Source organism: Paraburkholderia sediminicola (assembly GCF_046026895.1).
Classification (GTDB): domain Bacteria; phylum Pseudomonadota; class Gammaproteobacteria; order Burkholderiales; family Burkholderiaceae; genus Paraburkholderia; species Paraburkholderia sediminicola_C.
In genome coordinates this window covers 26,628-39,103 of sequence record NZ_JAQQEU010000026.1, presented here as the reverse complement: position 1 = coordinate 39,103, position 12,476 = coordinate 26,628, and the positions used below count along the sequence as shown (strand labels likewise).

Sequence of the window (12,476 nt, the reverse complement as noted above, 5' to 3'; positions counted from 1 at the left end):
GCGCAGGGAGTCTGAGCGCTAAACAGACGTGTCGAAAAAAAACTTTGTTCGATGCGGCTGTCAACCGAAAGGTGGATGGCACGTTTACCGACATGACTCTACATATAGCCGGGTCATTTGGTTAATTAACTAAAGCTGAGGATTCACAAAATGAACAAACTGATCGCCGCTCTGGTCGCTGGCCTTTTCGCAACGGCAGCATTCGCACAAGCTTCGGCACCGGAAGCAGCTTCGGCAGCTCCGGCAGCAGCAGCTTCGTCGGCAAAGAAGACCACGAAGCACGCTCACAAGAAGTCGCACAAGAAGGCAGCATCTGCTGCTGCAGCTTCGGCAGCATCGGAGTAAGTTTGTTGTAAAAACGCAGTCAAGAACTAGCTTCGCCGCCGTTCTTACGGCGTTGTAAGGCAGATCACCGCAAGGCGATCTGCCTTTTTGTTTTTGACGCGCTCGCGTAACATTCCCGGGTTAATTTCCAGCAAGGAGTCATGTCGTGCGATTTTCCATGCGCTCGTTGATTGCGCGTTTCGCCGTTGCCATTGCATTGCCGCTCGCTGCATTGTCGTTCGCCGCCACCACTGCCGCGCCTGCTCATGCGCAGCAGATGCCGCCTGGCGCGAAGCAGCCCAGCGAATTTCCGCGCGTGAAACTGACCGCGGGCATGTTCGTGATCGACGCCGCCGTCGCGGCCAACGACGCGGACCGTGAACAAGGTTTGATGTATCGCACGAAGCTCGGCCCGAACGAAGGCATGCTGTTCGTCTTCAACGAAAACGCCGGACATTGCTTCTGGATGAAGAACACCTTGATCCCGCTGTCGATCGCGTTCATGCGCGCGGACGGCACGATCACCGACATCGACGAGATGCAGGCCGAGACCACCAACAACCACTGCCCGACGCACAACGGCGTGTTTGCGCTGGAGATGCCGAAGGGCTGGTTCACGTCGAAGGGGATCAAGCCGGGGATGCAGATCCAGGGCTTGCCAGCCGTTCAGCAATAAGCCGCCTGGCGCACAACGGCGCGCACCGCTTCGTTTCCCCGATTGTGAAAAAGCCGGTGCCCTGGTCAGGGCACCGGCTTTTTTCGTTGCGGGGGCGCCGCGCGCTCGCCCCTGGCGCCCCCGGCGCGGCCGACCAAAGCCCCCACCAGCCTGCCCTGGCGCCGCCTGGCAAGATTCCTGCAAAAGCCGGGCCGACGCGCTATTCTAGTAGTCTCAGCAAAGCAGCACCCAGGCTCGCCGGGTAGCACAGACTGCCGTCCGGCAAGCGTTTCAGGCGCGCTATTCCAAGGAGGTTCACGTGCCCCGCAAGACTCCCATCGAGCGCTACCGGAATATCGGCATCAGCGCTCACATCGATGCCGGCAAAACCACCACCACTGAACGCATCCTGTTCTACACCGGCGTGACCCACAAGATCGGCGAGGTTCACGACGGTGCGGCGACGATGGACTGGATGGAACAGGAGCAGGAGCGCGGCATCACCATCACGTCGGCGGCCACCACCGCCTTCTGGAAAGGCATGGCCGGCAACTATCCCGAACATCGGATCAATATCATCGACACCCCGGGCCACGTCGACTTCACGATCGAAGTGGAGCGTTCGATGCGCGTGCTCGACGGCGCGTGCATGGTGTACGACTCGGTCGGCGGCGTGCAACCGCAGTCCGAAACGGTGTGGCGTCAGGCGAACAAGTACAAGGTGCCGCGTATCGCGTTCGTCAACAAGATGGACCGCGTCGGCGCGGACTTCTTCCGCGTGCAGCGGCAGATCGGCGACCGGCTGAAGGGTGTCGCGGTGCCGATCCAGATTCCGATCGGCGCGGAAGAACACTTCCAGGGCGTGGTCGATCTGGTCAAGATGAAGGCGATCTTCTGGGACGAAGAGAACCAGGGCATCAAGTTCGAGTATCGCGATATTCCGCCGGAACTAGCGGCCCCCGCGAAGGAGTGGCACGACAAGATGGTCGAGGCCGCCGCCGAGGCGAACGAGGCGTTGCTGGACAAATACCTGCACGGCGAAACGCTGACCGAAGAAGAGATCAAGCACGGCATCCGCGCGCGCTGCATTGCCAATGAAATCGTGCCGATGCTGTGCGGCAGCGCGTTCAAGAACAAAGGCGTGCAGGCCATGCTCGACGCGGTGATCGACTACCTGCCGTCGCCGGTCGACGTGCCGGCGATTACCGGTCACGACGAACACGACAAGGAAATCGAGCGTCATCCGAACGACACTGATCCGTTCTCCGCGCTCGCGTTCAAGATCATGACGGACCCGTTCGTCGGCCAATTGATTTTCTTCCGCGTGTATTCGGGCGTGGTGAATTCGGGCGACACGGTCTACAACGCAATCAAGGAAAAGAAAGAGCGCCTTGGCCGGATCCTGCAGATGCACGCGAACGAGCGCAAGGAAATCAAGGAAGTCTACGCGGGCGACATCGCCGCGGCGGTCGGCCTGAAGGAAGCGACCACCGGCGACACGCTGTGCGATCCGAACCACGTGATCATCCTCGAAAAGATGATCTTCCCGGAACCGGTGATCTCGCAGGCCGTCGAGCCGAAGACCAAGGTCGACCAGGAAAAGATGGGCATCGCGCTGAATCGTCTCGCACAGGAAGACCCGTCGTTCCGCGTGCAAACGGATGAAGAATCCGGCCAGACGATCATCTCCGGGATGGGTGAGCTGCACCTGGAAATTCTGGTCGACCGGATGAAACGCGAGTTCGGCGTCGAGGCGACCGTCGGCAAGCCGCAGGTCGCGTATCGCGAGACAGTGCGCAACAAGGTCGAGGACGTCGAAGGCAAGTTCGTCAAGCAGTCGGGCGGTCGCGGCCAGTACGGCCACGCGGTGCTCACGCTCGAGCCGGCGCCGCAAGGCAAGGGCTACGAGTTCGTCGACGCGATCAAGGGCGGCGTGATTCCGCGCGAATACATCCCGGCGGTCGACAAAGGCATCCAGGAAACGCTGAAGGCCGGCGTGCTGGCGGGCTATCCGGTGGTCGACGTGAAGGTGACGCTGACCTTCGGTTCGTACCACGATGTCGACTCGAACGAAAACGCGTTCCGCATGGCCGGCTCGATGGCGTTCAAGGACGCGATGCGCAAGGCCAAGCCCGTGCTGCTCGAACCGATGATGGCGGTCGAAGTGGAAACGCCGGAAGACTTCATGGGCAACGTGATGGGCGACTTGTCGAGCCGTCGCGGACTCGTGCAGGGCATGGAAGACATCGCCGGCGGCGGCGGCAAGCTGGTGCGCGCCGAAGTGCCGCTCGCGGAGATGTTCGGCTACTCGACGTCGCTGCGCTCGGCCACGCAGGGCCGCGCGACTTACACGATGGAGTTCAAGCACTACGCCGAAACGCCGAACAACGTCGCCGAGGCCGTGATCAACGCGAAGCAGAAGTAAACGCTGCAATGAACACGTCGCCGGCCGCGCGCGGTCAAGGCTGCTCCAAGCTGGCGACTCGAAGCCCGCTCCCCGTGAGCGGGCTTTTTTTTCGTGCGCCCGCGCCGCTCGCGCGGCGTGTCTACCCAAGCGTTTTTTGACCGTGCAAAAATGCTGGACGGCGCCGCGCCGATCGACGCAAAAGCCACGCCGAGGAGGAGACATCATGAGCCAGGATCACGAACACCCGCACTACCGGGCCGACCAACCGGCCGCGCCGGTCGATTGGCGCGAGCACGGCGTGAAGGTCATCAGGGGCGACCAGCTCGACAGCAATACCGCGCAAACGCCGGGCATGAATCGCGCCGCCGCGATCAATGCCGCGCGGGTCGGCGCGCAGAAAATCTGGGCCGGCACCGTGACGATCCATCCGAACGCGAAGACCGGCGCGCATCATCACGGCGCATTAGAAAGTGTGATCTACGTGGTGCGCGGCCAGGCTCGCATGCGCTGGGGCGAACACCTGGAGTTCACGGCGGAGGCCGGCCCGGGCGACTTCATTTTCGTGCCGCCTTATGTGCCGCATCAGGAGATCAATGCGAGCACCGACGACCCGCTCGAATGCGTGCTGGTGCGCAGCGACAACGAGGCGGTGGTGGTCAACCTGAACATCGACGCGGTGGAAGCGCCTGAAACGGTCTACTGGGTCGATCCGATTCACAAGCATCCGCACGATCACTAACTCCTTGCCCCGCGACTCATGACGCCGACCGCTTCGCTGCGCCCTCGCCTGCTTTCGCTGTACGCCGTGCTGATCGCCGCCAATCTCGGCGCCTGGGGCTGGGCGCTGATCGGGTTTCGCCATTACCCGCTGCTGCTCGGCACCGCGCTGCTCGCGTATGGGTTCGGTCTGCGTCATGCGGTCGATGCGGACCACATCGCGGCGATCGACGCGGTCACGCGCAAGCTGATGCAGACCGGCAAGCGGCCGCTCGGCGTGGGCCTCGCGTTTTCGCTGGGACACTCGACGATCGTGATCGCCGCGACGATCGGCATGGCGTGGACCGCGCATTCGCTGCATGGCCGTTTCGAGACCTTCAAGGAAGTGGGCGGCACGCTCGGCACAGTCGTTTCGGCGACGTTCCTGCTGGTGCTCGCGGCCGTCAACCTCGTGATTCTGCGCGACGTGTGGCGCCGTTATCGCCACGTTCAGCGCGACGGCGAAATGACTGCGCAAACAGCGGATTCGATCGCACCGGCCGGGCTGCTGTCGCGCGCATTGCGGCCGCTGTTCCGGCTCGTCACGAAAAGCTGGCACATGTACCCGGTCGGCGTGCTGTTCGGACTCGGCTTCGACACCGCGACCGAAATCGGCTTGCTGGCGATTGCAGCGTCCCAGGCCGGCACCGGTTTGCCGCTGTATTCGATCCTCGTGTTCCCCGCGCTCTTCACCGCGGGCATGACGCTGGTCGATTCGACCGACAACGTGTTGATGGTCCACGCCTACGGCTGGGCCATGGACGATCCGAAGCGCAAGCTCTACTACAACGCCAGCATCACGTTCGTGTCGGCGCTGGTGGCGATCGTGATCGGCGGCGTCGAAGCGCTGGGGCTGCTGTCGGACAAGCTCGGATTGAACGGCGGCATATGGGACGCGGTCGCGAGCGTGAACGAGCGCTTCGGCGCGCTCGGCTATGGAATCGTTGCCGCCTTCATGGCGTGCTGGATCGGTTCAGTGCTGTTTCAGCGCTGGCGGCGCCCGGCTGGGGTCGCGCGGTAAGTCCGATCCCTCGCGCGCGACGCAGCCGCTAAAGAGGCCGGCGCGGCATCGGCGATTCGTCCGTGACGGCGGAGGCGGCCTATGAGTCGCAGGCGTCGAACGTCGTGATGAGGGTTGGCGAGCGTTGTGGCCACGATACACAGCGGCTCTTTTATCGGCCAATCGGCGCGCCGGCAACGCCTCAGGCGCGCCGGACCCATGAGCAATCGCTTAAACTGAACCGCTTTGCGCAGGCTTTCGCGCCGATCATCACAGGCGCGTGTCAAAGGCGTGCGCCGCGCCGCGCGCATCCAGCGCGGCTTGTCAGAACCGGCAACAGAACGGACTGGACTCTCCATCGATGAAAAATCCCGTGGACCGATTTCTCGCACTCGACGCAGCCCGCCTCACCGCCGACGCCTACGGCAAACACGCCATCGACGAATTCCTCGCCGGCCGCCTCACGCGCCGCGAACTGCTGCGCCATGCGAGCGTGATCGGGTTGGCGCTCGCCGGCGGCGGTGCGCTGCTGAACGCGCCGCGAGCGCGGGCGCAAGGAGCGCCTGGCGCATCCGGTCAGACGATCCGCGTCGCTCACCTGACGCCCGCCGGCGCGGTCGATCCGCTCACCGTGACCGATGCCGCCAGTCTCGCGCTCCTGAACCAGACCGGAGAGTTCCTGATCGACGACGACGGCGAGAAGCTCATGCTGAAACCGGCGCTCGCCGTGTCGTGGAAGCCGAACAACAAGGGCGACGTGTGGACCTTCGCGCTGCGCCCGAACGTCAAATTCCACGACGGCCAGCCGTTCACCGCGAAAGACGTGGTCGCCACTTTCGACCGCCTCGCCGACCCCGCAAGCGGTTCGGCGGCGCTCTCCGTGCTCAAGGGCGTGCTGTCGAAAGGCGGCGCAAAAGCGGTCGACGATCACACGGTCGCGTTTCATCTCGACGCGCCGAACGGCAACTTCCCGTACTACGTCTCGTCGGACAATTACAACGCCGTGATCCTGCCCGCGAACTACGCGGGCGGTTATGAAAAGACCTTTATCGGCACGGGTCCGTTCAGGTTCGAGAAATTTCAGCCCAAGGTCGGCGCATCGTTCGTGCGCAATCCCGACTACTGGGGCGAAAAAGCGTTACCACAACGCGTACAGTTTACCTTCTATGCCGACGAACAAGCCCAGTTGCTCGCATTGCAAGGCCATCAGGCAGACGTGATGGGCACCTTCACCGTGCAGGGCGGCGCCGGCATCCTGAACAATCCGGACTTCAAGGCGGTCGGGGTGAAGTCGAGCGCGCATCGGCAGATCCACATGCGCAACGACAGCCCGCTGTTCAAGGACAAGCGTGTGCGTCAGGCGCTGGCGTTGTCACTCGATCGCGACGTGCTGGTGCGCGGCCTGTTCAAGGGCCGCGCACAACTCGGCAACGACAGTCCGTTCGCGCCGGTGTTTCCGTCATCGGATGCGGGCGTGCCGCAACGCAAGATCGACATCGCGAAGGCGAAGCAACTGCTTGCACAGGCTGGCGTGGCGAACGGCTTCGACGTGACGCTGACCACCGAAAAATACATGGAGATTCCCGACCTCGCGGTGGTCGTGCAGAACGCGGCGAAGGCGATCGGCGTGCGCATCAATCTGAAGGTCGAGAGCCAGTCGCTGTATTACGGCGCGGGCACGCCGGGCAAATCCGACTGGCTCGACTCGCCGCTCGGCATCACCGACTACGGCCATCGCGGCGTGCCGAACGTGTTCCTGAACGCGCCGCTCACCAGCACCGGCACGTGGAATGCCGCGCACTTCAGGAATCCGCAATACGATCAACTGGTCGCGCAGTTCGTCGCGGCCATCGACCTCGCGTCACAGAAGAAAATCTCCGCGCAGATCCAGACGCTGCTGCTCGACGAAACGCCCGTCATCATCCCGTTCTTCTACGACCAGCTGATCGCGATGCGCAAAGGCGTGAACGGCGTGCGCTTCACCGCGCTCGCGCAACTCTATTTCGACCGCGCGGTGCTGAGCGCGTAAGCACCGCCGCAGCCTGCGACAGGAGCCCACGATGTCGGCCACGGCGCCCCCTTCGGCCTCCAACGTATCGAGCGGCAACGCAGGCCGCGTTGCGCGCTTTCTAGGCGCGCGCGTGGGCTTGTCGTTGATCACGCTATGGCTGTTGTCGGTGATCGTGTTCGCGGGCGGGCAGCTGTTGCCCGGCGACATCGGCCGCGCGGTGCTGGGACCGCTCGCCGACGCGCGCGCGGTCGCCGCGCTCAACCATCAGCTCGGCGCGGACCGGCCGCTCGTCACGCAATACGTCGACTGGATCACGCATTTCCTGCGCGGCAATATGGGGCTTTCGTACGCGTATCGCGAGCCGGTCGCGCCGTTCATCGTGGACGCGCTCGCGCATTCGGCGAAGCTCGGGCTGCTCGCGTTCATCGTCGTCGTGCCGCTCGGCATCGCGGGCGGCGTGTGGTCGGCGATGCACGCGGGGCGCTGGCTCGATCGCACGATCAGCATTGCCGGTTTGTCGGCGACTGTGGTGCCGGAATTCGTTTCGTCGATCGTGCTGATTCTGGTGTTCGGCGTATGGCTGCGCTGGCTGCCGATCGAAGCGTCGTATCCGCCCGAAGCCAGCGCGTTCGAACAGCTAAGGCATCTGGTTCTGCCGGTGCTGCCGCTGGTGCTGGTGTTCTTCGGCTACATCGCGAGAATGGCGCGCGCGGGCACCGTCGAAGCGCTCGACGCGGACTACACGCGCACCGCGATCCTCAAGGGTTTGCCGCGCCACATCGTGATCTGGCGGCACGTGTTGCGCAACGCGCTGCTGCCCACCATCACCGTCGCCGCGACGCAGCTCGGCTACATGATCGGCGGCCTCGTGGTGGTCGAGACACTGTTCCACTATCAGGGCATCGGCTCGCTGATCTACAACGCCGCCAAGGCGAAGGACTTTCCGATGCTCGAAGCAGGCGTGCTGACGATCGGCGTTGTCTATACGCTCGCCAATCTCGTTGCCGATGCGCTGCATGTGCTGCTCAATCCGCGGCTGCGAGTCAGGAGCGCAGAATGAGCGCCGTCGTTCCGCCGACTCAAGCCTCACCCGCCGAGCCGCGCTTCGAGCAGTTGCGCGAGCTGTTGCATTCGCCGACCTTCGTGGTGGGCGTGTTCATCGTCGTGTGGTGGGTGGTGTGCGCGCTCGCGGGTCCTTGGATCGTGCGCCTCGACCCCTATGCGTCCGATCCGCTCAATTCGCTGCTGCCGCCCGATCGTACGCACTGGTTCGGCACCGACCAGCTCGGCCGCGATGTGTTCTCGCGCGTAATCGTCGGCGCACGCGACATCCTCACCATCGCGCCGCTCGCGACCCTGCTCGGCACGGTCGCGGGCACGGCGCTCGGTTTGCTCGTCGGCTACTTCGAGGGCTGGGTGGATAACGTGGTGGGCCGCGCGATCGACGCCGTGCTCGCGCTGCCGCTCGTGATCGTCGCACTGCTCGCGCTGGCCGCGGTCGGCGCGTCGAATTTCACCGTGATCCTCGTGATCGGCATCACCTTCACGCCGATCACCGCGCGCACCGTGCGCGCCGCGGTGTTCGCGGAACGGCATCTGGACTACGTGGCCGCCGCGCAACTGCGGGGCGAACGCGCGCCCTACATCATGTTCGTCGAGATCCTGCCCAACGTGCTGCCGCCGATCATCGTCGAGGCGACCGTGCGGCTCGGCTATGCGATCTTCGCGGTCGCCACGCTGTCGTTTCTCGGCTTCGGCATTCAGCCGCCTTCGGCCGACTGGGGTCTCGCGTTGTCCGAGTCGTACACGCTGATGGCGGGCGGCGCCTGGTGGACCGTGGTGTTCGCGGCCGGCGCGATCGCCTCGCTGGTGGTCGGGGTGAATCTGATCGCCGACAGCGTGCAGGGAGTGCTCGACCGATGAGCGTCGCACCGCCCACCCCCGCCACGCCGTTCGCCGCCTTCGACGTGTCGAAGAGCGATCGCACGGACGCGCTGACCGTGGTCGGCCTGACGGTCACGTACCGGATACGCGGACGCGATCGCGAAGTGCTGCAGGATGTGTCGTTTCGCGTGCGGCGCGGCGAAGCCTATGGACTGGTGGGCGAATCGGGCTGCGGCAAGTCGACGGTCGCGATGGCGGCGCTGCGCTATCTGCCGCGCAACGGCAAGGTGAAGGCGGGCAGGATCATGATCGCTGGCGCGGACGTGCAGAAGCTCGACGCCGATGCGTTGCGCAACCTGCGCGCGAACACGGTGTCGATGGTCTATCAGGACCCGGCGCGCGCGCTCAATCCGTCGCTGACGATCGCGCGACAAGTCTCCGAAGCCTTCGAAGCCGCAGGCGCCGCGCGTGACGATGCGCTGCGGCGCACGCGGGACATGCTCGAACGCGTACGCATCGCGTCGCCCGAACGCGTGATGGACAGTTATCCTCATCAATTGTCGGGCGGCATGCAGCAGCGCGTGGTGATCGCGATGGCGCTCGCGTCGAACCCCGCGCTGCTGATTCTCGACGAACCGACCACCGGACTCGACGCCACCGTCGAAGCGGAAGTGCTCGACCTGGTCGCCGCTTTGCGCGAGGAACTCGGCACCGCGGTGCTCTTCATCAGCCACAATCTCGCGGTGATCGGGCGGATGTGCGAGCGCGTCGGCGTGCTTTACGCGGGCAAGCTGGTCGAGGAAGGCGCGACTGAGGACGTGTTCACACGACCGCGTCATCCCTACACGGTCGGACTGTTGCGCTGCCTGCCCACGGTGGGGCGCAACAAGGACAACGGGAGGCTCGATACGATCGCGGGCGGCCTGCCGCCGCCCGGCTCGGTCACGCAAGGCTGCATTTACGCGGAGCGCTGCCGTCTCGCCGACGACCGCTGCCGCCGCGAAGCGCCGCCGCCGTACCGGCTGATCGCCGCGCGCGGCGATCAGATGTCGCGCTGCTATTACCATGAGCGCGCGATCGAATTGCCGCGCGCGACCCCGCAGGCATTGGCCGGCAATCAGCGCGGTTCGCCGGACGGCTCGCCTGCAACGCCCGTGCTGCGCGCGCAAAAACTCTCGAAGACGTTCCACGTATCCGGCGCACCGCTGCGTGCGCTCGACGATGTGTCGATCGATCTCGCCAGCGGCGAGACGCTGGGTCTGGTCGGCGAATCGGGCAGCGGCAAGACGACGCTCGCCAAGCTGATGCTCGGGCTGCTCACCCCCGATGCGGGCAGCGTGCTCGAACTCGACGGCGCGCCGCTCGCCGCGCGAGTCACGCGGCGCAGCGACGAGCAGTTGAAGTCCTTGCAGACGGTGTTCCAGAACCCCGACTCGGCGCTCAATCGCGCGCATTCGGTGAAGCGGCTGATCGGCCGCGCATTGTCGCGCGTCACCGCATTGCGCGGCCCCGCGCTCGACGCACGGCTCGCCATGCTGACGGCTGCCGTGCGCTTGCCCGAGCGCTATCTCGGGTCACGCACGCGGCAGTTGTCGGGTGGCTTGAAGCAGCGCGTGGCGATTGCCCGCGCGTTTGCCGGCGCGCCGCGCGTGGTGGTCTGCGACGAGCCGACTTCCGCGCTCGATGTCTCCGTGCAGGCCGCGATCCTCAATCTGCTCGCCGATCTGCAACGCGAGCGCGGCGTGAGCTACGTGTTCATTTCGCACGATCTGCACGTGGTGCGCTATCTCGCGGATCGCATCGCAGTGCTGTATCTCGGCAGGCTGCTGGAAATCGGACCGGCCGCCGCGGTGTTCGACGGCCCGCAGCATCCTTATACCGAGGCGCTGCTGTCCTCCGTGCCGACGCTCGGCGCACACGTCGGGCCGGCCCGCATCCGTCTTTCCGGCGAGCTGCCGAGCGCGGCGTCGCCGCCTTCCGGCTGCGTCTTTCACACGCGCTGTCCGCGCAAGCTCGGCGCGATCTGCGAACAGCAGGAGCCTCCCTTTCTCGATGCGGGTCAGGGAGGCGACGCGGCGCAGCCGGCCGTGCATCGAATCCGCTGCCACATCCCGGTTGCCACGCTGCGCGTGCTGCAAACCGCCCCACACGACACGCCGGGCGAAGGCCCTGGCGACGTCTCGCCCGAACGCTCCGCAAACGCGCCGCAGAGCGCTGGCCGCAACGTATAAGCGTTTTAACGTGATTTTCCGTGGTGCGTTTCATCGCCGAAACGTTCACGTGGTTTTTCATCGTGTGCATCGCATCTCCCTATCTGACGGGTGTCGCGGCAAGGCTTCGCGAGCCGTGGCATGGATATCGCTAATTACGGTTGAGCCGAACGATACGTGAAGCGACTCGGCAAACCAGATTCGGGGGGGCGACAAGGCCCGCGTTCAGATCGGTCCGCCGCCGCGCTTTCGACACAACAGATGGCGGCAACGAGGCGCCGTCGTTCGGTCGGGGAGAGATGCAATGAAAACAAGATTCAATCAGTACTACTGCGGGGTTATTCGGCAAGCGATGATCGTGACAGGCGTAGTGGTACTGGCGACCGAGGCGGCGTACCCGGCATCGACCGAGGTGATTCCCCGGTGGATGGTGCTTGCCGATGCGTCGGTGGCCGGCTACGCGGAGCACGCACCGATGCAACTCTCGCAGGACGATGGCGGGTCGTCAGGCGCGCTGGCGACAGGCAGCGCGCCCGGCGAAGTGACCGCCGCCGACGATGCGGCCGCGGTATTCATGCCCAGTGACTGCGGCGGCGCGAGTGCCGGATGCGGACGCCACGCTGGCGGCGGCGGAAGCAACGGCGCGGCGAGCGCCGGCAATGGCGGCTCGGGAGCGAGCGGCAATAGCGGCGCCGTGGCGGCTGGCTCAGGCGGAGCTGGCGGAAGTGCCGGAGCGAGCGCCGGCAGCAAGGGAAACAGCAGCGGTGGAGGCAGTAGCGGAGGCGGAGGCAATGGCAGCGGCGGGAGCGGCGGCTGCGGTTGCGGAGGCTCCGGCGGCGGCCCGGGCGGTGGCAAAGGTGGTGGCTTTGGCGGTGGCTTTGGCGGTGGCTTTGGCGGTGGCTTTGGCGGTGGTTTTGGTGGTGGCTTCGGTGGCGGCTTCGGCGGAGGCTTTGGCGGAGGCTTTGGCGGAGGCTTTGGCGGAGGCTTTGGCGGAGGCTTTGGCGGAGGCTTCGGCGGAGGCTTTGGCGGAGGCTTCGGCGGAGGCTTCGGCGGCGGTCTCGGCGGCAAGGGTGGCGGCGGCAATGGCGGTGGCAATGGCAATGGCGGAGGGAACGGGCACTAGGACTCGCCCTGTCCCAGGCAGAGTGCCCTGCACCCTGCCCCCGCTGGCGACACGCTCCCGGCATGCCGTCGCGATCCGCCGGCATCGGCGGTGATGTCTCGATCCC

At 65.2% G+C, this 12,476-nt stretch carries 10 protein-coding genes; all 10 read left to right on the top strand.

The genetic code is table 11. From position 1 onward, the window contains the following. The first annotated feature begins 150 nt into the window (after window positions 1-150). The 10 genes from PQR02_RS19340 (at window position 151) to PQR02_RS19295 (ending at window position 12,370) form a co-directional block, all read left to right on the top strand. Window positions 151-345, top strand: coding sequence for a hypothetical protein (locus PQR02_RS19340; protein ID WP_408234270.1), 195 nt, complete (start codon window positions 151-153; stop codon window positions 343-345). 145 nt (window positions 346-490) lie between these two features. Beyond that, window positions 491-1,000 (top strand): DUF192 domain-containing protein, encoded by a 510-nt coding sequence (locus PQR02_RS19335; RefSeq protein WP_408234267.1) that lies wholly within the window; start codon window positions 491-493, stop codon window positions 998-1,000. Window positions 1,001-1,298: 298 nt separating this feature from the next. Next, window positions 1,299-3,404 (top strand): elongation factor G, encoded by a 2,106-nt coding sequence (gene fusA / locus PQR02_RS19330; protein ID WP_408234264.1) that lies wholly within the window; start codon window positions 1,299-1,301, stop codon window positions 3,402-3,404. Between the two features lie 205 nt (window positions 3,405-3,609). Continuing rightward, window positions 3,610-4,125: a cupin domain-containing protein gene (locus PQR02_RS19325; RefSeq protein WP_408234261.1), complete on the top strand. Its 516-nt coding sequence runs from the start codon at window positions 3,610-3,612 to the stop codon at window positions 4,123-4,125. Window positions 4,126-4,143: 18 nt separating this feature from the next. Then, window positions 4,144-5,163 (top strand): HoxN/HupN/NixA family nickel/cobalt transporter, encoded by a 1,020-nt coding sequence (locus tag PQR02_RS19320; protein ID WP_408234258.1) that lies wholly within the window; start codon window positions 4,144-4,146, stop codon window positions 5,161-5,163. Window positions 5,164-5,503: 340 nt separating this feature from the next. Beyond that, window positions 5,504-7,171, top strand: coding sequence for an ABC transporter substrate-binding protein (locus PQR02_RS19315; RefSeq protein ID WP_408234255.1), 1,668 nt, complete (start codon window positions 5,504-5,506; stop codon window positions 7,169-7,171). Between the two features lie 31 nt (window positions 7,172-7,202). Then, window positions 7,203-8,213, top strand: a complete 1,011-nt coding sequence (locus PQR02_RS19310; protein ID WP_408234252.1) for an ABC transporter permease — start codon at window positions 7,203-7,205, stop codon at window positions 8,211-8,213. Continuing rightward, window positions 8,210-9,076 (top strand): ABC transporter permease, encoded by an 867-nt coding sequence (locus PQR02_RS19305; protein ID WP_408234249.1) that lies wholly within the window; start codon window positions 8,210-8,212, stop codon window positions 9,074-9,076. Before PQR02_RS19310 ends, PQR02_RS19305 begins: the two co-directional genes overlap by 4 nt. Next, window positions 9,073-11,268, top strand: a complete 2,196-nt coding sequence (locus PQR02_RS19300; RefSeq protein ID WP_408234246.1) for an ABC transporter ATP-binding protein — start codon at window positions 9,073-9,075, stop codon at window positions 11,266-11,268. The genes PQR02_RS19305 and PQR02_RS19300 overlap by 4 nt, the downstream gene beginning before the upstream one ends. A gap of 283 nt (window positions 11,269-11,551) precedes the next feature. After that, window positions 11,552-12,370 (top strand): hypothetical protein, encoded by an 819-nt coding sequence (locus PQR02_RS19295; RefSeq protein WP_408234243.1) that lies wholly within the window; start codon window positions 11,552-11,554, stop codon window positions 12,368-12,370. Window positions 12,371-12,476 lie beyond the last annotated feature (106 nt).